General features: G+C 56.0%; 19 protein-coding genes and 2 tRNA genes. 7 read left to right on the plus strand and 14 right to left on the minus strand.

What is annotated here, in order from left to right:
• Position 1 precedes the first annotated feature (1 nt).
• The 3 genes from IM291_RS00755 to IM291_RS00765 form a co-directional block, all read right to left on the minus strand.
• Positions 2–2,719 (minus strand): TcfC E-set like domain-containing protein, encoded by a 2,718-nt coding sequence (locus tag IM291_RS00755; RefSeq protein ID WP_192970875.1) that lies wholly within the window; start codon positions 2,717–2,719, stop codon positions 2–4.
• A gap of 72 nt (positions 2,720–2,791) precedes the next feature.
• On the minus strand, positions 2,792–3,298 hold the full coding sequence (locus IM291_RS00760; RefSeq protein ID WP_028012615.1) for a CS1 type fimbrial major subunit: 507 nt from the start codon (positions 3,296–3,298) through the stop codon (positions 2,792–2,794).
• 75 nt (positions 3,299–3,373) lie between these two features.
• On the minus strand, positions 3,374–4,117 hold the full coding sequence (locus IM291_RS00765; RefSeq protein ID WP_045261698.1) for a fimbrial protein: 744 nt from the start codon (positions 4,115–4,117) through the stop codon (positions 3,374–3,376).
• Positions 4,118–4,424: 307 nt separating this feature from the next.
• Between IM291_RS00765 and IM291_RS00770 the strand changes: the two genes are divergently transcribed.
• Together IM291_RS00770 and IM291_RS00775 are read left to right on the plus strand one after the other, a co-directional pair.
• Complete coding sequence (locus tag IM291_RS00770) at positions 4,425–5,186, plus strand: winged helix-turn-helix domain-containing protein (RefSeq protein ID WP_192985914.1); 762 nt, start codon at positions 4,425–4,427, stop codon at positions 5,184–5,186.
• A complete protein-coding gene (locus IM291_RS00775) occupies positions 5,183–5,659 on the plus strand; it encodes a hypothetical protein (RefSeq protein ID WP_047368236.1) in 477 nt (158 codons plus the stop codon). The genes IM291_RS00770 and IM291_RS00775 overlap by 4 nt, the downstream gene beginning before the upstream one ends.
• 56 nt (positions 5,660–5,715) lie before the next feature.
• On the opposite strand, the gene yccA is transcribed toward IM291_RS00775, so the two are convergent.
• Entirely contained in the window at positions 5,716–6,375 is a 660-nt protein-coding gene (gene yccA / locus IM291_RS00780; RefSeq protein WP_013097244.1) for an FtsH protease modulator YccA, read from the minus strand.
• A 269-nt stretch (positions 6,376–6,644) separates the two neighbouring features.
• Between yccA and IM291_RS00785 the strand changes: the two genes are divergently transcribed.
• Complete coding sequence (locus tag IM291_RS00785; protein ID WP_028012619.1) at positions 6,645–8,273, plus strand: ABC transporter substrate-binding protein; 1,629 nt, start codon at positions 6,645–6,647, stop codon at positions 8,271–8,273.
• A gap of 144 nt (positions 8,274–8,417) precedes the next feature.
• Positions 8,418–8,505, plus strand: a tRNA-Ser gene (locus IM291_RS00790).
• 64 nt (positions 8,506–8,569) lie between these two features.
• Here the strand turns inward: IM291_RS00790 and IM291_RS00795 are convergent.
• From IM291_RS00795 to IM291_RS00820, 6 genes are all read right to left on the minus strand, one after another.
• Positions 8,570–8,974, minus strand: coding sequence for a GNAT family N-acetyltransferase (locus IM291_RS00795; RefSeq protein WP_192985915.1), 405 nt, complete (start codon positions 8,972–8,974; stop codon positions 8,570–8,572).
• Positions 8,975–9,143: 169 nt separating this feature from the next.
• Positions 9,144–9,980 (minus strand): alpha/beta fold hydrolase, encoded by an 837-nt coding sequence (locus tag IM291_RS00800; protein WP_048999094.1) that lies wholly within the window; start codon positions 9,978–9,980, stop codon positions 9,144–9,146.
• A 225-nt stretch (positions 9,981–10,205) separates the two neighbouring features.
• On the minus strand, positions 10,206–10,424 hold the full coding sequence (locus IM291_RS00805; protein WP_028012621.1) for an acyl carrier protein: 219 nt from the start codon (positions 10,422–10,424) through the stop codon (positions 10,206–10,208).
• A gap of 17 nt (positions 10,425–10,441) precedes the next feature.
• Complete coding sequence (locus IM291_RS00810; RefSeq protein ID WP_192985916.1) at positions 10,442–11,875, minus strand: AMP-binding protein; 1,434 nt, start codon at positions 11,873–11,875, stop codon at positions 10,442–10,444.
• Positions 11,872–12,990, minus strand: coding sequence for an MBOAT family O-acyltransferase (locus tag IM291_RS00815; protein WP_045630046.1), 1,119 nt, complete (start codon positions 12,988–12,990; stop codon positions 11,872–11,874). The genes IM291_RS00810 and IM291_RS00815 overlap by 4 nt, the downstream gene beginning before the upstream one ends.
• Before the next feature lie 128 nt (positions 12,991–13,118).
• Positions 13,119–14,255 carry a D-alanyl-lipoteichoic acid biosynthesis protein DltD gene (locus IM291_RS00820; RefSeq protein ID WP_028012624.1) on the minus strand — a complete coding sequence of 379 codons (1,137 nt, stop codon included), beginning with the start codon at positions 14,253–14,255 and terminating at the stop codon, positions 13,119–13,121.
• Between the two features lie 279 nt (positions 14,256–14,534).
• On the opposite strand from IM291_RS00820, the gene IM291_RS00825 reads away from it, so the two are divergent.
• Positions 14,535–14,622 (plus strand) — tRNA-Ser (locus tag IM291_RS00825).
• A 44-nt stretch (positions 14,623–14,666) separates the two neighbouring features.
• Here the strand turns inward: IM291_RS00825 and IM291_RS00830 are convergent.
• Genes IM291_RS00830 through hpxO form a run of 3 tightly spaced genes read right to left on the minus strand, consistent with a single transcriptional unit; the run spans position 14,667 to position 17,818 of the window.
• Positions 14,667–15,602, minus strand: a complete 936-nt coding sequence (locus IM291_RS00830) for a PDR/VanB family oxidoreductase (protein ID WP_192985917.1) — start codon at positions 15,600–15,602, stop codon at positions 14,667–14,669.
• A gap of 11 nt (positions 15,603–15,613) precedes the next feature.
• Positions 15,614–16,648 (minus strand): molybdenum cofactor-independent xanthine hydroxylase subunit HpxD, encoded by a 1,035-nt coding sequence (gene hpxD, locus IM291_RS00835; protein WP_049136545.1) that lies wholly within the window; start codon positions 16,646–16,648, stop codon positions 15,614–15,616.
• 15 nt (positions 16,649–16,663) lie between these two features.
• On the minus strand, positions 16,664–17,818 hold the full coding sequence (gene hpxO, locus IM291_RS00840) for an FAD-dependent urate hydroxylase HpxO (RefSeq protein ID WP_088204964.1): 1,155 nt from the start codon (positions 17,816–17,818) through the stop codon (positions 16,664–16,666).
• 239 nt (positions 17,819–18,057) lie between these two features.
• Here hpxO and uraD point away from each other — a divergent pair, with 239 nt between their 5' ends.
• Positions 18,058–18,558 (plus strand): 2-oxo-4-hydroxy-4-carboxy-5-ureidoimidazoline decarboxylase, encoded by a 501-nt coding sequence (gene uraD, locus IM291_RS00845; RefSeq protein WP_192985918.1) that lies wholly within the window; start codon positions 18,058–18,060, stop codon positions 18,556–18,558.
• Entirely contained in the window at positions 18,555–18,878 is a 324-nt protein-coding gene (uraH, locus tag IM291_RS00850) for a hydroxyisourate hydrolase (protein ID WP_136343082.1), read from the plus strand. The genes uraD and uraH overlap by 4 nt, the downstream gene beginning before the upstream one ends.
• Here uraH and guaD read toward each other — a convergent pair.
• Positions 18,858–20,174 carry a guanine deaminase gene (guaD, locus tag IM291_RS00855; protein ID WP_192985919.1) on the minus strand — a complete coding sequence of 439 codons (1,317 nt, stop codon included), beginning with the start codon at positions 20,172–20,174 and terminating at the stop codon, positions 18,858–18,860. The two genes, uraH and guaD, sit on opposite strands and share 21 nt — an antisense overlap.
• Between the last annotated feature and the right edge of the window lie 22 nt (positions 20,175–20,196).

The raw sequence follows: 20,196 nt of genomic DNA on the forward strand, positions 1-20,196 counted from the left end.
ATCATTTCCCTTTGGTGAGGTGCTCTGCATTCATGGCCGTTGGCCCCGTAGGCACGTTCCGCCCGGCGAGCATCAGTTGCGCCTGGTGCTGGACCGAATCCGGCAGGGCGGAGAAAGTGAGTTCCCGACACGGGATAGACCCGACATAACGCACCACGTCGCGCATGCTTTTCACGCTCAGTTCACACTGATAAAACTGCTGCTGACGCACCAGATAAAGGTTGCGCAGCAGGGCGTCGCTCTGGGCGCTGAAACCGCCATTGCCGAGATCGTTCCAGCCGTTCACGTTCAGCGGTACGCCGCCCACGAACGGCGAATGATGTTCGTCAGTGAGCTGGCCGAGCCAGGTGTAGCGGGTGGTGGTTTGCACGTCCCGGCGAAGCATTTTGCCCGGCACCATAAAGAGCGTCCGGCTCCCGGAACCCTGCGTGATTTCACTGCTTGCGCCTGATGAGACGTTCAGCGACTCATTAACCGTCAGCGTTGTTGGCTGATAACCCGGCACCGCAAAAAGGGCACGGCTGTTGGCCGGGATATCCGCGGTACCGCCGTTATCCAGCGAGACGGCGACGCGTGAATCCCGGGAATCCTCAGGCGTAGCCACGTTTACCGCAACGGCAGAAGCCGGACGTCCATCGCCCCAGCGGCCAAGCCACAGCCCTGAACGCGACAGGGCGAGGGTGGAGCTGTAGTTGCCGCTGCTGCTTAACGTATGGCGCCCATCCTGGCGGTCCCATGCGTCGCTCACCGTCAGGCTGGCGTTACCAAAACGTCCACCCTGGCGCGTATACGCCGAGGCATTGAGCGAATCGCTGTTAATCCCCGACGCGCTCAGCCCGTATTCATTCTCGCCGCGCGCGTCGGCATACCAGTTGTGCGCCACGTTGTAGCTCAGCTGGTTTTTCTGATGCTGCTGGTGCTGCCAGGTTGCACCAAGCGAGGTATAGCCTGACGCATCACCCTGACGCTTATGCGCCAGTGAGAGGCTAACGCTCAGATAGCCGCCTTTGTCTTTCCCGTCGCGAGAGTGGTCGTTGCGCATAAACAGGTTAATGCTGCTGTTGATGTTCAGACCGCGCGCGCTAAAGGTATTACTCAGCCCGCCCTGCCAGGCCTGCGTGCGGGAGCGGGTCATATACACCGGCTCCCACGGCAGGCCGGCATCGTGACGATCGTCATGGTCAGGCAGTTCCCGGCGCGTAACGTAGCGCCCTTCGTTGCGGTTATCCGAATACCCCAGGTTGGCGTACCACGAGCCGACAGGCACGGAGAACATGATCGAGAGGCTACGATAACAGCCGTTGACGGCGTCAAAACCTGCGCTGCGGGTATCACAATTTTCTGCGGATAACGCGTTGCGGTAGAAGCTCAGCGAAAACCCGTCGTTATAGCTGATTTGCTGAATATTGCCGCGTTGGCCCTTGCTACCGTAGAGGTAGCTAAAGCGTGTGCTTAATACCCCGTCGATCGGGCCCGCGTTAAAGCCGCGGCTCCAGTCGAGGGCATTTTCCAGGAAGTGCTGCCTTTTCATGACGGTTGCGCCGCTGGTCAGCGCCAGCGTCGGGGTGACGGGCAGGCGTATACCCGACTGTGCGACCGGGCTGCGTTCATCATTGCGATCGTTATTAGCCGTTTCCCCTGCCTGCATAAACCACTCGACGCGGTCGAATGGCGTAATGCCCGTACGGGTAAACGGAACCTGCTCGGTACGCGTCAGTCGGTTGTTTTCGTATACTGACAGCGTCACGGTATAGCTTCCATCCGGAAACGCGCGCGTATCCAGAGTTTGTGCCCCGGCATTGAGGTAAAAGCTAGCCAGCAGCTCCTTGCCGCGGCGCGCGTCGATACGCGCATCGTGCGAAAGCAGCACCGTAATGGGCGTGCCCTTCGATTGCTGAACCGGGTTGATCCATGCCCGGGTCGAGCCCGTGCGCAGGCCACGTATTTTGCCCAGCGGCAGCTGGCTGAGGTTAATATTCCCACCGGCGTTGCTGAACAGGTCGCGGGTATCCATCTCGCCTATCTGTAGATAATATTCACGCCATAAATCCTGGCGGAACCAGGCATTGTTAACGGTCATTTCCTGCTGCTGCTGATGACGCGAGCGTTGTCCCAGCCAGGTCCAGTCGAGGTTAAGATAGCCGTCCTGGGTCAGCGCCAGCGCCCCGTTGCCCTGAACGGTGGCAGACTGATAATCCCTGTCGGCAACGAAATTGATATTTTGCTGATGAATCAACGCGTTTTCGCTGTCCTGGGTGGGCTGATACCACTGGTTTTCCTCCGAGGGCTTTGGCAAAAAGCGCTTATCAAAAAACAGGTTTATGCGAGCATTGTTTTCGTCATAGATGATGGCCGCACGGCGGGTTTCGAGATAATCACACCCCGTTGCGGAGCCGTTGCTGCTGCAGGCCAGGTTGCCGTTACGGGCAAGCGGAACGGCCAACGCTGCGGAAACGGAGCCGATAAGGGCAGGATCGTCGTTAAACTGACGTTTGATGGCCGCGACCACGGTTTCAGGCGCGACAAAACTGACCGTTTCAAGATTGATATCGGTTTCGAAAAGGCCAAGCGACTCGCCGTATAAGCTCACCTCTGTCCACATGCGCTGCGTTTTCGCCAGGTCCTCGAATCCGGCCGGGACGGCCATCTCAGCGCAGGCGAGGTGGACAGATGCGGGTAATAAAGCAACAAAAAGGAGAGTATTTCTGTGAAACGCCATGAACGAGCCTCGACATCATCCTGACGTCAGAGGGCGGGCGCCCTCTGACGTTATTCCTTAGGTGCTATGGTGTTACGCACCGCCTTCCGTGGTGGTCGCCTGAGTCAGCATCAGGCTTACAACGCCGCTGTACTGGCCGGTTTTCAGAATGCCTTTGGTGGTCTGGGAAATGGTCAGAGGCAGAACCGCAGAACCGTTTTCAATGCTGCCCGGGAACAGTTCGGTTCCGGTAAATTCGGCATCGGTGGTGGACAGAGTTTTATCACCCAGAAGAACCGTCATCGGTACAATCTGATCCCCATCCGTGTTGGTGAGCTTAGCTGCGCTAACGAGGCGTACTTTGACGTTACTGGTCGCGGAGTTGGACCATACCTTGGTGTTCAGGCGGTAGCTTTCCAGGCCCCGACCCGGCAGATACTGCATGTCGATGCTGGCTGGCAGCGGCGTGTTATCGGCCTGGGTCATATCCAGCTGTGAATCAACGCTGGCGTTGACGGTAATATCTTTCTGGATCGCCAGCGCGCTGGCAGATGTGGTCATCGCGGCAACGATCATCAGAGGTTTAATAAATTTACGCATTGATATCTCCATATTTTACAAATGAGCACCCTGGCTCTTTAAACAAACCACAAGGGTTTTTACAGTGACGTCGTGTTATTGCACGACGGGTAAGTCAGCTTCTTCAGCGGTTTTTTTCACCCAGTTGAAGTAGCGGAATTTGTATTTCTTGCCGTTTACCTGATTAAGCGTTTTTAATTTCCGCTCGGTATCCGGATAAATCGTGGCGTCTTCTTTAATCCATTTACAGACGTCGTCTGACTGACAAATACCGATCTCCCTGAGCGGCACGCGCAGGGTGCCGGCGTTGGTGACGGTCCCCCGTGCGGGATCGATATGCAGCGAAACGCGCTCCGTGGCAGGGGCCAGATGTACCAGCGCCCCCCAGATAACATTGACCCCAAGCTTTGCCGTCGCTGCCGTGCTTTCGGGCTGACCGGGAATAATGCTGTCCGGCTGTTTCACCCCTTCAAAATAGACTCGCCAGGTGGTCTCTTTTTCCGGCGGCGTCAGTGAAACAAGGCGCACCACGCGCATTGCGCCTGCCGCCAGGGCAAATTTATCGGGCGTCACCACGACGCCGCCTTCTTTCCACGAAGCAACGTCAATCTCTTTTTCCTGGGCCGTTCCGGGGTTAAGAATTTTCTTTTGCCTCACCCGAATGAACTGAATATCATCCGTTTTCGATGCCACTTTTATTTGCGCTGCGCCGGCGCTATCCACGTTAAGTTCCATTGGATAGACGCTCATATTGGCCATTGTCATTTCTGAGAAAAATGACAGCGACAGCGCGGCGACATAAAACGCGGTTGTCATATTCACTTTTTGTTTCTGTTTCACATTCAGCCTGCCTGCTCTGAGTTCTTGTGCGGTTTTTAACACCAGGACACCGTCTGCTTTCGTATCGCTTCAGGGCAGGGAAACTTTAACCAGAACAGCAGGTTGTGAAAATTTGTATTAGTTAACCGCTGATATACAGTGATTTATCCTGATTTGCTGGGCTTAAAGTTGTATAGTTAAAAGAAAATGCCGCTACCCAGGATGGGAAGAAAATTCCTGTTGATGAAAAAAGAACCAGCTCAGGAAGCGATTTTCTTGCCGATGTCACAGGGATAAAAAAGCCTGCGGTAATAGCTGAGAGTGAAATATGTTTTTTATATGCAATAATTCGTTGTTATTTGATCCTGAAGCACATGCAATTAGTCTTGTTGGTCAACCGGAGTCTGTATTAACGCTCTCGGCGCCAGCCGTTCGCCTTTTACAGGAGTTTATTCGTCATAAAGGGCACGATCTGAGTCGGGAGGAATTAATTACGCGCGTCTGGGAGGAGTATGGCTTTACGCCGTCTGGAAATAACCTCAACAAAGCGGTCAGTGAATTACGCAAAAGCTTCCAGTCTCTTGGGGAACATCATAATTTCATTGTGACGATACCCCGGTATGGATTCCGTTTTGTTGCCGATGTGATTTGCCAGCCTGCGCAAATTGTTCAACCCGCTGAAGCACAGCCGAACTCTTCCGTCGTGCCGTCAGAGGCAAAACGTCAGCGTATTTCCCTTAAATGGGGCGCCGCGGCGGCGGTATTGTTAGCATCAGCACTGGGGTTAGGCTTGCTGTTTAACCAGCAGCAGAAGATCGCTATACCGATGACGCCAAAGCCCGTCGCGCAGAAAATAGCGGGCTGTAGCATCTGGCTTATTAACGATCATGGCCGGCCACTGGTGCTCTCGAAACTGGCGGGGCTGCTGGAGGCGAATAATGTAGCGTGCGCGCGCGAGGCGTACAATATCTACTATTTCAGCGCCCGCTTTAACCTTGCAGTTGCGGATGAAGTGTTCATTGGTGCATGCCCGGTCAATAAAACCAGCCTGTGCAAAACCATTCGCTATAAAAGCGGGGCAGAAAAATGAAAATGAGACTTCTGTTTGCTGCGGGTGGGGCGCTTGCTGGCGGCGCGCTGGCGCTCTTTATTTATTCCGGGGGCATATATAAGCGTGATGCGCTGGCCTGCAGTACGGAATTTAACTTTACGCGTAACGAGGGAAAAGCGAATGAGGTCCGGGTCAATACCGTGGCCCAGTTCTATTTTCATCGTGACGGCACCGGCTTAACAACGTACAAAGGTGCAGCTATGGCTGAAGGCCGGGGCATGATCGTTGACAGGGATGTGGATTTTACCTGGTCGCGACGGGACGATGATAACGTTATCGTGTTGAGCTACACCAAAACCTGGCGTCGGCATAATGACAATACCCCGGACGAAAAGTGGGGAGGCTTTGCGAGGCCGACAGCCCGCTATTACCTGACGATCTCCGAGCTTGCGCCCGCCGTGTGGCTGATACAGGACCGGCTCTATCCCACCTATATTTGCCGCGGTGACTAGGGCATAAAAAAAGGAGAATGCCTGAGGCATTCTCCTTTTTGTTTCAGCAGGTCTGCTTAATCGCGGCTGGCGAAGCCCAGGATGCTCAGCAGGCTGACGAAGATGTTGTACAGCGACACATACAGGCTCACAGTCGCGCGGATGTAGTTGGTCTCACCGCCGTGAATAATGTTGCTGGTTTCATACAGGATCGCGCCGGATGACAGCAGGATAAACACCGCGCTAATCGCCAGGTGCAGGGCAGGCAGCTGCAAGAAGATGTTTGCCACCATACCAATCAGCACCACCACGATACCCGCCATCAGCATACCGCCGAGGAAGGACATATCCTTGCGCGTGGTCAGCACGTAGGCCGAGCAGCAGAAGAACACCAGCGCGGTACCGCCCAGCGCCATGCCAATCACGTCACCCATACCGGCAGACAGATACGCGTTCAGGATCGGCCCCAGGATATACCCCAGGAAGCCGGTGAAGGCGAACGCGGAAAGAATACCGACCGGTTTATCAGCGGTTTTGTAGGTCAGGAACATCAGACCGTACATCCCCACCAGCGTCAGGATCAGGCCCGGAGACGGCAGCATCAGCACGGTACTGGCGGTAGCGGTGATCGCCGAAAACGCCAGCGTCAGGCTCAGCATGAAATAGGTATTGCGCAGCACCTTATGGGTGCTGAGTAGCGATGTGCGGTCGCGTGAGGAAGTAATTATACGATCCATGAGTCACTCTCTTATGACAGATGTAATTAACGGAAAGAATAGGAAACGGTGCGCCAGTCTCAAAGTGGTTTTACCCATCTTTACTCAGCACGTTAGCGCTGAAGGTGGTCATTTCTTCTGCAAAAGCATGTGTAACCAGTATGAACGGCGGTTTAAAAGTATTTACCAGATCAACCTCTTATAGGTTACTGAAAAATATTGCGTTATTGCCTTTCGGGCGCTAAGAGTTATCTCCGGATCGTCATAAAACAGACAATAAGGCGAAGGAAATGAAACCACAAACACGCACGCGCTTTACGCTCTCTTTACTCACCGCCGGGATCCTGTGCGCCAGCACGGCGACCTGGGCGGCTAACGTGCCAGCAGGAACAGCGCTGGCCGAAAAACAGGAACTGGTCAGAAACAATGGCAGCGAACCGGCCTCGCTCGACCCGCACAAAGTCGAAAGCGATGTCGAATTCAATATTATCAGCGATTTATTCGAAGGGCTGGTGAGCGTATCCCCGTCAGGAGAAATCCAACCCCGGCTGGCTGAAAAATGGGAGAACAAGGACAACACCGTCTGGACGTTCCACTTACGTCCGGGCATCACCTGGAGCGACGGGACGGCCATTACCGCAGAGGATGTGGTCTGGAGCTGGCAGCGCCTGGTTGATCCAAAAACCGTTTCACCGTACGCCAGCTATCCCGGCAACATGCATATCGTCAACGCGGCCGATATCGCTCAGGGGAAAAAATCCCCCGACACGCTGGGCGTAAAAGCAATTAACGATACCACGCTGGAAGTAACGCTCACCCAGCCCAACGCGGCGTTCCTGGCGATGCTGGCGCACCCGTCGCTGGTGCCGGTGGATAAAGTGCTGATTGGCCGTTTCGGCGAAAAGTGGACCAAACCGGAGCATTTTGTCAGCAGCGGAGCGTATAAGCTGTCCCAGTGGGTGGTCAACGAACGCATTGTGGCGGAGCGTAACCCGCGCTACTGGGATAACGCGCATACCGTTATTAACAAAGTCACCTATCTGCCGATCACCTCCGAGGCCTCGGATGTGAACCGCTATAAAGCGGGCGAAATTGATATTGTGTATACGGTACCCATTAACCAGTTTGCTCAGCTGAAGAAAACGCTGGGCAGCCAGCTGGACGTCTCCCCGCAGCTGGCGACCTATTACTACGAATTCAACACCACGCGCCCGCCGTTCAACGATGCCCGCGTGCGCAAGGCGCTGAACATGGCGCTGGATAAAGACATCATCGCTGAGAAGGTGATGGGGCAGGGGCAGCGCCCGGCGTGGCTGATTAGCCAGCCGGACATCGGCGGGGTCAAGCTGCAGAATCCGGATTACGCCAGCTGGCCGCTGGACAAGCGTATTGCTGAGGCGAAAAAACTGCTCAACGAGGCCGGGTATAACGAAAGCCATCCTCTGAGCTTCAACCTGCTCTATAACACCTCTGAATCGCACCAGCGCATCGCGATTGCGGCCAGCTCTATGTGGAAGAAAAACCTCGGCGTAGACGCGAAGCTGCAAAATCAGGAGTGGAAAACCATGCTGGATACCATGCACACCCACAACTTTGACGCGGTGCGCTACGCCTGGATTGCCGACTACGACGACGCGGCGACCTTCCTGAACAACTTCCGTACCGGCGACAGTGAAAACACCAGCCAGTACAGCAACCCGGACTACGATCAAGCCTTGATCAACGCCGCAAAGGCCAAAACGCCGGCAGAGCGGGGTAAGTTCTACCAGCAGGCGGAAGACCTGTTGGGCCGTGATGTGCCTGCCATTCCGGTTTATCACTACGTCCGTACGCACCTGGTGAAACCGTGGGTGGGTGGCTTTACGCCGGATAAGCTGGGGTACTATTTCACAAAAGATATGTACATCAAAAAGCACTAAGCGAGAGGGCTGGATTTTATGCTGATAAAATCGCCGATGTGTTGTCAGTTCAACCGATTAAGCACATTTTGGCTAATTTTAAAGCGAACGATTGCAGCCACTCTTTACAGCATGCGGTGAGGTGTTTATAGTTCGCCTCACTCAGGAAGTGTGGCCGAGCGGTTGAAGGCACCGGTCTTGAAAACCGGCGACCCGAAAGGGTTCCAGAGTTCGAATCTCTGCGCTTCCGCCAGATATAAACCCCAGCTTACTCGTTAAGCTGGGGTTTTTCTTTCGTCTTATCTCAGAGTTGCCTTTTACCAGATTCTGGCCATTCCTTCGCTTGCCGGGCGAACGAGAGTGAAGCCAAATTTAGAATACAGCTCGGGGACATCCGCCATTAAACAAACGTAGGCCCCTCTACAGGCATTGTTATCCAGCCATGCCACAAGCGTTTCCATGATGAGTCTACCGAGCCCCTTTCCCTGATGAAGATGGTCAACGGCGACGTCGACAATATCAAAATTCAACGCACCGTCTCCCACGATTCGCCCCATACCCACGAGTTTTCCCTCACACAAAATATGCATGCCATAACAACTGCCAGGCAGCGCTTTGCGTGCTGCCTCCAGCGGACGAGGGCTAAGACACGAGATTTCGCGCAGGCGGCAAAACGCTTCTGCGGAGGGGACGGTTTCAACTACGGTATAGTTTTCATGCATAAAAAGCTCCAGTCAGTATCTCTCGGTGTGTAATCCCCTCGGGCTAAACAGCGTTAGCGCCCGGCGGCGTTTCGCTGGCACAGGCTTACAATGAAACGTGCAACGTATTAATATTATTGCAGAATGTAGGCCGGGTAAGCGTAGCGCCACCCGGCAAGAAAGGCGAGGTTTATGAACGGATAAAGGCCAGAATGTCCGCGTTAATGGTATCCGCGTGGGTGGTATGCATCCCGTGCGGGAAGCCCGGATAAATTTTCAGTACGCTGTTCGCCAGCAACTTATCCTGCAGCAGGGCAGCATTCTTATACGGCACGACCTGATCGTCGTCGCCCTGCATCACCAGAACGGGAACCGTGATGGTTTTTAAATCTTCAGTCTGGTCGGTTTCTGAAAACGCCTTAATCCCCTCGTAGTGGGCCCTGGCGCTGCCGATCATGCCCTGACGCCACCAGTTCTGAATGGTGCCCTCTGAAACCTCAGCCCCCGCCCGGTTAAACCCATAAAAAGGACCGCTGGCGACGTCGAGGTAAAACTGGGCGCGATTCGCGGCCAGCGCTTTACGAAAGCCGTCGAAAACCTCTACAGGTGTCCCGCCAGGGTTGTTTTCTGTTTTCACCATCAACGGTGGAACGGCGCTCACGAGTACCGCTTTGGCAACGCGCCCCTGCGGCTGGCCGTACTTCGCAACATAGCGGGCCACCTGGCCACCGCCGGTTGAGTGGCCGACGTGCACCGCATTGTGCAGATCCAGGCTTTCGACCACGGCCGACGCGTCAGCCGCATAATGATCCATATCGTGCCCTTCGCTGACCTGGTCCGAACGCCCGTGACCACGGCGGTCGATTGCGATAACGCGATAGCCTTCCGCAAGGAAGAAGAGCATCTGGTTATCCCAGTCATCGGCACTCAATGGCCAGCCGTGATGGAAAACAATGGGCTGAGCCTCTTTCGGACCCCAGTCTTTGTAGTAAATATTGACGCCGTCTTTCGTTGTTACGAATGCCATACCGCAGACTCCTCTGTTAAAGACGCAACGATCGCTGGCTGAGCGCAGAGCGAACCATTATTGTCTTCATGATGTTGGCTTGTTTTGTTTCCCGTACCGACAGTACCCCTAAAGTGTAGGAGAAATAGTAAAACCGGTGGGTTTCATTCGTGTGAATGGTATCCAGAAGGGGAAAGCGAATGATGGGCTCTGGAGTGACTCCCAGAGCCATCAGAGGAGGGGGCGTTAACGGTTCTCTTCAATATAACGGGCGAGATCGGCCGGGGTTTTCAGCACCGTCGCCACGTCGGTAGGCGGGATCATACAGCCGTAAACGTCCTGCACCTCCAGCACCATGTCGACTGCCAGAATGGAGTCGAGAATGTCGGATTCAATCAGCTCATCGTGAAAGCCAACCTTGCGGGATAACACTTTTTCAAACAGGGCGAGAATATCGTGTTCCATCATTTTTCCTGGGATAATTAATGTGTGCGGGCGTAAGCGTCTAGCAGCTTGCGGTCAATTTTGCCGTTAGGATTTAGCGGCAAAGCGTCTTTTACGATAATTTGTGAAGGCACCATGTAGTGGGGCACCACGTTTGCCAGCGAGGTTTTGATCGCATCCGGTGCAAGCTCCGTCACGCAGAACGCGGCGATGCGCAGCACGCTGCCGCAGGGTTTCATCAGCGGCATCACCACCGCTTCGCTGATGCCGGACATGGCCAGCAGGCGGTTTTCAATCTCGCCGATCTCGATGCGGTAGCCATTCAGCTTGACCTGGCTGTCGTTGCGGCCCTGGCAGTAGATGAGCCCGTCTTCATAACCCAGATCGCCGGTCCGGTAGCCGCGGAACGCATCATTTTCCCGACGCAGCAGTTTTGCCGCGTTCTCCTGCGGCAGGCCTAAATAGCCGCGCATGACGTTTTTGCCCCAGATAATCAGCTCGCCCTCGGCGGAAATTTCCATTCTGCTGTCCGGCATCATCACGCCCACCGGCAGCACCGCGCTGTCGCTGTTAAGGATCTCATCCGTGATCTCAACCACGGTTGTCGCAATGGTCGCTTCCGTTGGGCCATAGGAGTTGATGATTTTGGCCTGCGGGAAACGGCGGCGGAGCTGTTTCACCAGCGCTTTATTGAGCACTTCACCAATGAAGATAAAGACGCTGAGTGCAGGCAAATACTCGCTGTTAAAGTGCGGAGAAAGCAGTTGCTGGTAGGCAAAAGAGGGGGTGGAAACCCAGGCGGAGACCGCGTTGCTTTGCAGTCGCTCGAGCCAGTTCTCTTTCTGGATATCCTCTTTGGCATTCAGCACGATGTGGCCTCCCATCGCCAGGTTCGCCAGCAGAGGGATCAGGGAGAGGTCAAAGCTGAACACCGCGTGGTTCATCAGCACCGGTTTTTCCGGCAGCGAAAAGTCCTGGCTGACCCACTTCATGAAGTGCCATACGCTTTCACGTCCAATCTGCACGCCTTTCGGTTTTCCGGTGCTGCCTGAGGTAAACATGATATAGGCCAGATCCTGCTCCTCCAGCACCTTGCCCGCCTCTCCGGTGGCGATGAACTGCCGCGTCACCACGTCGTAGTAATAAGGGGCGCCGGTCAGGTTGCAGATCTCGCGAAGCCGCTCCTGCGGGTAGATGCAGTCCACCGGGATGTACGGAATGTTGTGCAGCAGGCAGCTATAGATTGCCACGGCGAACTCGGCCTGCTGATGGCCGTACAGCACGATCGGCGTACCGTCTGCGGGCTGGCAGCGTCGATAACGATCTGCCCAGTCCGTCACGGCAGAGGAAAGCTGGAGCCAGCTTAAGGTTTCGTCGCTGCCGCTGATGGCCAGCTGCTGCGGGGAGGCGGGATCGCGCAGTGCCGCACGCAAGAAATCCTGCAGTTCCTGAAGATCGGAGTGATTTTTCATAGAGGTGACATTCCACTGAAGATGTAAAGGGATCCTGCGGCGCTTCCCAGCGTCAGAATTCGTCCCAAAAACGCAACGGCCGGATACTGCAATCCGCGGTGTAACGTTGGGCTGCGTTTGGCTGACCACAGCAGCATGTTGTGCGCAACGGAAATCGCGCCAAACAGCGCGCCGCTGATGACGTAATGGCGTTCCAGGCCATTCCACGCCCCCATGCAGAACAGGGTGCAAAAAATACCGATATTTTGCGCCAGCGTTTTGTTCTGGCGGAAAAAGTTAAACTTCATCAGGTTCATATAGACGGGCATAAAGACCACGTCGCGCAGCCATTCGGACAGGCTGATGTGGAAGCGGCGCCAGAAATCCTGCGGGTTCTTTGCAAGAAGCGGCATGTTGAAGTTTGCCGGAATATTCAGCCCAAACAGCCGGCCCGCGCCGATGGCCATATTGCTGTAGCCCGCAAAATCGAAGTACAGATAGGCGCTGTAGGCAATCGACATCACCACGCCCACGGTCAGGGTAAACGGCTTATGGCTCCAGGGCTGCACGACGAGCGAATCGATCAGCATGGCAAAAAGGAACTTCTGAATGATGCCGGTAATAATTTGCTCCAGCGCCGTTAAAAACTGTTCGCGGTTAAGGACAAATGCCGGCTTATTCACATCGCTCATCCATGTCCGCCAGCGATACATCGGGCCGGCCAGAATAATAAAGGGCATAAAGAGATAGCAGAAATAGTGCAGGAAATTCTGGCCCTCTTTTTTACTGCGATACAGCAGTACATCCACAGCGCGGAAGGTCATAAAAGAGAGACCGATTGTGCCGAGGTGATAATTAAAATGTAATTTCACCAGAACCAGAGGCAGCAGCGTTAAAACGACCGCCTGCCAGGTTTTTAATCTGCCTTTTTCTTTTAACGTGGCGACAAGATAAAACCAGCAAAAGACGGCCACGGGAACACTGTAATTGCCCTGAAAAATATAACCCCAGCCTAATGCTGTCACCACGGATAAGGAAACTAGCCAGGTCAGACGGTGGCGTAAAACACGATTAACCATCGCAAACGCCAGCGCGGATGAAAATAAACAGACAAAAAACATTCCTGAGCTGTACATCATTTCGCCTCAGAATTTTTGATATTCAAAATGCAGCTGCATACTCATGCTGTCATCGACAGCGGTCCATGCAACGACGGTGATCGCCAGCAGTAAATAAAGGCAAAAAAGACGGATCGCGATTTTCATTATTTAAAACTCTGTGCAATAAAGCGAAGCATTGGCACCCAGGCCAGTTCGGTAGGGTGCAGACGATCCCAGTTCCAGCCGTTCTGATACGGCATGGCGTACATATCCAAATACGGGATCTGGTTCTCTTTCAGAATGGTTTGAATCTGCTTATCGAACGGGCGGAAGGTGTCGGTATTGTAAAGTGCCCAGGGGTTAACCGGGTCGACGATAGCTATCACCTGCACGTGATGCGCTTTCAAAAGCTGAACGGTTTTCCTGAACGCGGCGAACTGCCCCGGCACCACCGGCGTGTCATCCCACTGCTGCGGCTTACCGTCCTCGTCGTAAATCGTTTTGTCCATCCACAGCGTGGCCGCGCTCTGATGGCGCTTTTTATTCAACTCGCGGGCATTCGCCAGCGCTTTATCCCAGTCAGGGGAAAGACGGGCGGTTGGCTGCTGAGGCCAGGGCTGCGCCGTCTGTGGCCTGATGTTGAGCAGCGACAGCCAGTCGTTTTTAATCAGGGTGCAGAAGTTTGCAAACTGAAAACTCAGCTCGTCCCATATCAGCGCCGGATGCCAGCCATACACACGCATTTGCCCGAAGGTTAAATGGCTTATCTCTTTCGCATCAATATGCTTCAGGTAATTAACCAGGAACGGGCGCGCCTGCGGATCCTTCATCAGGGGATTAAAAATCGAGCCCGGAAAATTATCCGCATAGATAGCGGGCGGCAGGCCTTTTGAATAAAAGCCGTCAGGCGCCAGAAGCAGCACCACTTTGCTGTTTGCGTTAAGGCTATCTTTAAAACGCGAGAGAAGTAAAAATTGCGTTTCGTCATCGACAAACGCATCGCCATAGGCCACGACGGGCTGGTGCAATTGCTTATTAAAATAATTAAATACGGCGTAATGTTCCTCTTCTGAGGTGGCGACCTCAGACGCACCAAGGAAGAAAATAGCATTCCCTTCTAAAGCATGGGAAATAGTGGCTATTTTTTCCGCCTGTTCTTTTGTCGTCCCTGCCATGGACTTGATCAGCGGCTGGAATTTAAGCGGCGGATCAAAGCTTGTCACCAGCGGGTGAAAACTCAGGACTAAAATGGCCAAAACGGCCATCAGGATATGTAAGCAAAACGTATTTTTGATTTTCATCATCAACCAGTAAGGCGCTATGACAGTAATGCGTTAAAACCCGCATTACCCGGATTTATTACCATTACAAAACACATGGCCGTCTATTTTTTTTGGCATTCTATACCACGGTGATTTAAAAGGATGAGCGTTGCTGTGTAACGGTATGTACAAGGGGGGAAGGGGGGAGGGCAGGAAAGCGTCCGGGTGACTTTTTGCGCAGTCAAACGCCTGCAGGCAAAAATAGAAAAATTCCTGCTTTACAAGGCGCTAATAGATGTTTATAGTGCGCCTCACTTTGGAAGCGTGGCCGAGCGGTTGAAGGCACCGGTCTTGAAAACCGGCGACCCGAAAGGGTTCTAGAGTTCGAATCTCTACGCTTCCGCCAAATTCGAAAACCCTGCGATAGCAATATCGCAGGGTTTTTTCGTTTTACAGCGCAATCACCAGCTCCCCGGAGTGACTCCGCGAACAGCAGAGCGCCACCTGCTGGTCAGCCGCGCTTTTTTCTGCCTCCGACTGCACGCTATCCCTGTGGTCCACCACGCCGTCAATCACTGGCGTCAGGCAGGCGCCGCAGATCCCCATTTCGCAGGACAGCGGCACGTCCACGCCGTTTTCCTGTAATACCTGAGCGATGGTCTTATCCGCAGGCACCGGCCAGCGCTCGCCGGTGGAGGCAAGTTTGACCGTAAAGATCTCACCTGCGACGCCGCTTGTGACAGGGGGAGCGGGCTGAAACGCCTCGCTGTGGATATGGGCGTCATCCCATCCCTTCGCCGCCGCCACATCGCGCGCTTTCTCCATAAACCCCGCCGGTCCGCACACCCACGCGTGCAGCCCCGCTTCAGGCGCGGGGAAATGCTTCGCCAGCGTGGTTCGTGGGGTGGTGGTATGAATAATGCAGTCACCGCACTGCGAGAGTTCGCGCGCAAACGCCGCGTTTTCCCGGTTTCTGACGTAATAGTGCAGCGTAAACGGCGTTCCGGTCGCTTTCAGCTGCAATGCCATCGCATACAGCGGCGTAATGCCAATCCCTGCTGCCAGCAGCAATACCCGCTCAGCCTGATGCAGCGGAAACAGATTGCGCGGGGCCGAGATTGAAAGCCTCTGTCCCGGACGCAGCGTTTCGTGAACGTAGCGCGACCCGCCGCGCGAGGCGGCTTCTCGCCCCACGCAGATAAGATAGCTCTCGTCGCCACATGCCCCGGTCAAAGAGTACTGGCGGACCACGCCGCAGGGCAGGTGGACATCAATGTGTGCGCCGGGTTGCCACGCCGGTAGCGCGTCGCCGTTTTCGGCCACCAGCCTGACGGCGAGGCTTTTATCCCCCTCGCGCCACAGCCCGTCAACGATCACGTTCAGCATATTGGCCTCCGTCATACCAGGAAAAATTCGCCAAAGCCCATCTTCTTCAGTCCCCGACGGTAGGCAATCGAACTCTTATCTGCCGGAATATGGGCTTCCAGAGTGAGATCCAGCGGCAGACTTTCCGGGCGCTGGGTTTCGACCATCAGGCGATCCTCTTCAAAAATGCGCAGGTTAAAGGCATGCACGTCCTCCACCGGAATATGCAGATCAAAGTTGCGCGCGATGGGCGCGAACATGCGGGTCACCCGTGACGAGACGGGCGAGGCGGCGTTCATAATCACCAGCCGCGATTCACCCGGAAAATGAATCGTCAGGGTGGCGGTAAACGGCAGATGCATTTCAAAATGGCGCAGCCACTGGAACCCTTCTGGCGCCTGCACGGGTGAACTGGCGGGATAGTTGCTCACGGAACTCCAGTAATCGGCCACGAAACCGAAGGCCGTCTCCTGCGGCTGATAGATAGGGACAAGCTGATTATTGGGATCGGCAAAGGTATCGGTATGGATCCACGCAAAGTGGGCGACATCCAGAAACCCTTCCACCTGGCGCCCGGCGAAGCCGTTCACCTCAAACGCCGGGCAGTTGATCTGCTGAAATCCGTCGTCGCTCCAGTGCGGCATGGTGGGCAGCGGCACGGGATTGTCCGGGTCAAACGCCAGGCAGGTCCAGATCAGGCCGAAGCGCTCTTCCACCGCGTAGTTAATCAGGTTCAGCTTCGCCGGAACGGGCTGGTCGGGGCTGGACGGAATGCGGTTGCAGCGGCCGTCTTCACCAAAGCGTAAGCCGTGGTAGGGGCAAATAATCCCGTGATCGTCGTGAAAGCCGAGCGTCAGCGGCACGCCGCGGTGCGGACACACGTCCCGGGCAACCACGACCTGGTCGTTAATTCGGTAAATCACCAGCTGTTCATCCAGCAGGGTGGCCTTGACGGGGGCCGGGCCGACGTCGCAGGCGCGCGCAACCGGATGCCAGCATTTCGCCAGGCGCAGCCAGTCCTCTGGCTCAAACGTGCAGTGGGCGGGTGGTGTCGGTTCTCTTTTCATCGTTGTCCCTCTTGTTTAGCCTAACGGGCCGCCCTGAATGGTCTCGCACAGACCGTTGATAATGCGTTCCCCGGTCTCCTCTTTGAGCTCCTGATACCAGGCCTGCGTCAACGCCATATCTTTCCCGTGGGTGACGTCGCAGCGTTTACGCGCTTTCAGCACCAGGTCACGCACCCGGTCGCAGCGCAGGGCTTCGTACTGCCGCAGCGCCAGCGTAATGTTGTGGTTTTCACGCAGGCATTCGCCCAGCACCACGGCGTCCTCCATGGCCGCGCAGCCGCCCTGGCCGATATCCGGCGTGGTGCTGTGCCCGGCATCGCCGAGCAGCGCGACGTTGCCGCGTACCAGGCTGTCGAACGGCTCGATGTCATGGATTTCAATGCGGTTGGTGGTATCGGGATCCAGCGCGGCGATAAGCTTCTGCACCGGCGGCGCCCAGCCGCGGAAGTAGCCCGTGAGATCGGCGCGCAGGGTGGTGCGATCCTCCGCCAGGCCCGCGGGCAGCGGCACGTCAAAAAAGAAATAGAAGCGTCCGTTGGAGACGGGCATCAGCGACACGCGTTTACCCTCGCCAACGAAGGTGGTCCACTGGTGCGCCGGGGCAATCTCTTCATCAATCTTCACCAGCCCGTTCCAGTTCACGTATCCGGCGTAGCGGCGCTCCGGGGTATAGCCCAGCACGTACGGACGAACCGCCGAGTGGCTGCCGTCGGCGGCAATCACAAAATCGCCTGTTGCCGTGGTGCCATCGGTAAAGGTCACGCTTACGCCCGCGTCGTCTTCGTGGACGTGTTCCACGCGCTTGCCGAACTGCACCTTGTCGCGCCCCCAGAAGTCCAGCATTTCGCGCTGGAGTTCAGCGCGCGAGACGGGGCAGGGGCGCCCGCCGGTACGCTCAACCAGCGGGGCGAGGCTGAAGCGGGTCAGGGTGTCGCCGCGCCGGTAATCCTTGTAGGCCATAAAACGCATCGGACCGCCGTAGGTTTCGATAATGTCGCCCATGCCGAGGTGCTGCATACACTTCACGCCGTTAGGCCAGATGGAGATGGCCGCCCCGACGGGCCGGATCTCTTTTACGGCTTCAAACACGGTACAGTCGATGCCCGCTTTCTTTAGCGCGACGGCAGCGCTCAGGCCGCCAATACCCGCGCCAATGACGATTGCTTTCATGCTTCTCTCCTTTTGCAGGGTGTAAAAACATTCAGCAATTTGCGTACCAGGCTGCAGAGTGGCGAAAACGGCGTTGTGGGAGGTGAGTTTGCACTGCTAAGGTGCGCAAACACGGTGAATATGCTTTTTTATGAATCAATAATTTCCTGTCCAGCCATACAGAATCGACTGTTTCACATCGGCGACAAGAGTGGCGTGGTTTGTGCAACAACCCGGAGGAGGACAATAAAGGAGACACTATGATCGCACTGCACGACTTCAATTATCTTCCTGAGAAAGAGGCTCTCGCGCTGCTCACCCCTTGCGTGGCGCTCCCCGGCTGGGCTGAGGCTCTGGTTTACGGACGGCCTTACCCGAGCCGGAGTGAATTGACGATCGCGGCGCAGGCGCTGATGCAGCGCTGGGATGAGGCGTCGTTAGCGCAAGCCCTGAGCGCGCACCCGCGCATCGGCGAAAAGCCCGCGGGTGAAGAGGTGGAGGCGGCGCTGTCGCGTCAGGAGCAGGGCGCGGTGAATGACCGTGACGCGGCGCTTGCGCAGGCGCTGCGCGAGGGTAACGCCCGCTACGAGGCCCGCTTCGGCCGGGTGTTTCTGATCCGCGCGAAGGGCCGGAGCGGCGAGGACATTTTACAGATACTGAATGCGCGGCTGAAGAACAGCGACGCGCAGGAAATCCATGCTGCGCTGGAACAGCTGCGGGAAATTACGCTGCTGCGCCTTGAAGGAGTTATCCACGAATGAGTACACTCAGCACCCATATTCTCGATATTTCTACGGGCAAACCCGCAGCGGGCGTGACGGTTCACCTTGAACGGGAGGGCGAAATCATGGCGACGGGCGTGACCAACGTAAATGGTCGCATCACCGAATTTGTCCCATTCCTGCCAAAAGGACGCTATCGGCTGGTGGCGGAGATAGGCGGGTGGTTTCGCACAACCGGCCGGGAGACGATCTACCCCTGCGCGCAAATTGATTTTGTGACGGGAGAAGCGGCAGACGAGCACTTCCATCTGCCGTTTGTGATTGCGCCAGGCGGGTGGTCAACCTACCGGGGCAGTTGACCACACCCGCTCGCCGTTGACCCAGGTCTCACTGATGTTGCGCTCGTCGCCCAGGGTCATCAGCACAAATAGCTGCTCGTAGATATCCTGACAGCGGCGATTGCGCAGGCGCTGCAGCGGCGTCACGTCAGGATCGATAACCACGAAATCCGCCTCTTTGCCGGGGGCGAAGTTGCCAATCTTATCGTCCAGCCTGAGGGCGTGCGCGCCGCCCAGCGTGGCGTGATAAAACGCCTCGCTGGCGCGCAGGCGGTAGCTCTGCAGCTGGCCGACCTTGTAGGCTTCTCCCAGGGTGCGCAGCATGCTGAAGGTGGTGCCCGCGCCGACGTCGGTGCCGATGCCCATCCGCACCTTGTGCTGCCAGCAGGCGGGCAGGCGAAACAGCCCGCTGCCGAGAAACAGGTTCGAGGTGGGGCAAAACGCCACCGCCGAACCGGTGTCGTGCAGGCACTGCCACTCGCTGTGATGCAGATGAATCGCGTGGGCAAACACGCTGCGCTCGCCGGTCAGGCCGTAGTGGTGATACACGTCCAGATAGCGCTCGTGCTCCGGCCAGAGATCGTTCACCCAGGCCACTTCGTTTGGGTTTTCGCTGAGATGGGTCTGCAGCCAGGTATCCGGAAACTCCTCTCTGAGCAGGCTGACCGCGGCGAGCAGCTCGGGTGAGGACGTTGGGGCAAAGCGCGGCGTAATGGCATACCCCAGCCGCTCCCGGTGGTGCCAGCGCTGGATCAACTCCCGCGTCTGCCGGTAGCTCTGCTTTGCATCTTCGCTCAGGTAGTCCGGCGCGTGCCGGTCCATCATCACCTTTCCGGCGATAAGGCGCATGTTGAGGCGCAGGGCTTCGGTAAACAGCGCTTCGACCGATTGCGGATGCAGCGTGCAAAACACCAGCGCGGTGGTGGTGCCGTTGCTCACCAGTTGGTTAATGAAAAATTCGGCGATCTCTTTCGCGTAGGCTTCATCGGCAAACTGGCTCTCCACCGGGAAGGTGTAGGTGGTCAGCCACTCCAGCAGCTGTTCGCCAAAGGCGCCGATCATCTCCGTTTGTGGATAATGAACGTGGGTGTCGACAAAACCGGGCAGCAGCAGCCTGCCGCGCAGGTCCGTATAGCCTTTGTGGGGGGCGAGATACTGCTCGCCCTCCTGCCACGCCATCTGCGCCAGAATTTTTCCGTTCTGGATAAACAGCAGCCCGTCCTCAAGGTAGCGGGCGTGTTGGGCAATCGCATCTGCGCTGTCGCAGACCTGGGCGATATCGAAAAATGCACCGCGTATCGCAGTCTGGTATTCCATCGTGGGTCCTGCCTAAGTGTTT

The sequence above is a fragment of the Enterobacter cloacae complex sp. P27C genome (assembly GCF_014895705.1).
GTDB lineage: Bacteria > Pseudomonadota > Gammaproteobacteria > Enterobacterales > Enterobacteriaceae > Enterobacter > Enterobacter bugandensis.

What these genes read in the sequence shown, in the direction of transcription:
- hpxD (WP_049136545.1), bottom strand. Translation starts at nt 16,648, where the DNA reads ATGAAAAGAGAACCGACACCACCCGCCCACTGCACGTTTGAGCCAGAG.
- IM291_RS00800 (WP_048999094.1), bottom strand. Translation starts at nt 9,980, where the DNA reads ATGGCATTCGTAACAACGAAAGACGGCGTCAATATTTACTACAAAGAC.
- IM291_RS00815 (WP_045630046.1), bottom strand. Translation starts at nt 12,990, where the DNA reads ATGTACAGCTCAGGAATGTTTTTTGTCTGTTTATTTTCATCCGCGCTG.
- IM291_RS00805 (WP_028012621.1), bottom strand. Translation starts at nt 10,424, where the DNA reads ATGGAACACGATATTCTCGCCCTGTTTGAAAAAGTGTTATCCCGCAAG.
- hpxO (WP_088204964.1), bottom strand. Translation starts at nt 17,818, where the DNA reads ATGAAAGCAATCGTCATTGGCGCGGGTATTGGCGGCCTGAGCGCTGCC.
- uraH (WP_136343082.1), top strand. Translation starts at nt 18,555, where the DNA reads ATGAGTACACTCAGCACCCATATTCTCGATATTTCTACGGGCAAACCC.
- IM291_RS00755 (WP_192970875.1), bottom strand. Translation starts at nt 2,719, where the DNA reads ATGGCGTTTCACAGAAATACTCTCCTTTTTGTTGCTTTATTACCCGCA.
- IM291_RS00785 (WP_028012619.1), top strand. Translation starts at nt 6,645, where the DNA reads ATGAAACCACAAACACGCACGCGCTTTACGCTCTCTTTACTCACCGCC.
- IM291_RS00775 (WP_047368236.1), top strand. Translation starts at nt 5,183, where the DNA reads ATGAAAATGAGACTTCTGTTTGCTGCGGGTGGGGCGCTTGCTGGCGGC.
- uraD (WP_192985918.1), top strand. Translation starts at nt 18,058, where the DNA reads ATGATCGCACTGCACGACTTCAATTATCTTCCTGAGAAAGAGGCTCTC.
- guaD (WP_192985919.1), bottom strand. Translation starts at nt 20,174, where the DNA reads ATGGAATACCAGACTGCGATACGCGGTGCATTTTTCGATATCGCCCAG.
- yccA (WP_013097244.1), bottom strand. Translation starts at nt 6,375, where the DNA reads ATGGATCGTATAATTACTTCCTCACGCGACCGCACATCGCTACTCAGC.
- IM291_RS00820 (WP_028012624.1), bottom strand. Translation starts at nt 14,255, where the DNA reads ATGAAAATCAAAAATACGTTTTGCTTACATATCCTGATGGCCGTTTTG.
- IM291_RS00760 (WP_028012615.1), bottom strand. Translation starts at nt 3,298, where the DNA reads ATGCGTAAATTTATTAAACCTCTGATGATCGTTGCCGCGATGACCACA.
- IM291_RS00810 (WP_192985916.1), bottom strand. Translation starts at nt 11,875, where the DNA reads ATGAAAAATCACTCCGATCTTCAGGAACTGCAGGATTTCTTGCGTGCG.
- IM291_RS00830 (WP_192985917.1), bottom strand. Translation starts at nt 15,602, where the DNA reads ATGCTGAACGTGATCGTTGACGGGCTGTGGCGCGAGGGGGATAAAAGC.
- IM291_RS00770 (WP_192985914.1), top strand. Translation starts at nt 4,425, where the DNA reads ATGTTTTTTATATGCAATAATTCGTTGTTATTTGATCCTGAAGCACAT.
- IM291_RS00795 (WP_192985915.1), bottom strand. Translation starts at nt 8,974, where the DNA reads ATGCATGAAAACTATACCGTAGTTGAAACCGTCCCCTCCGCAGAAGCG.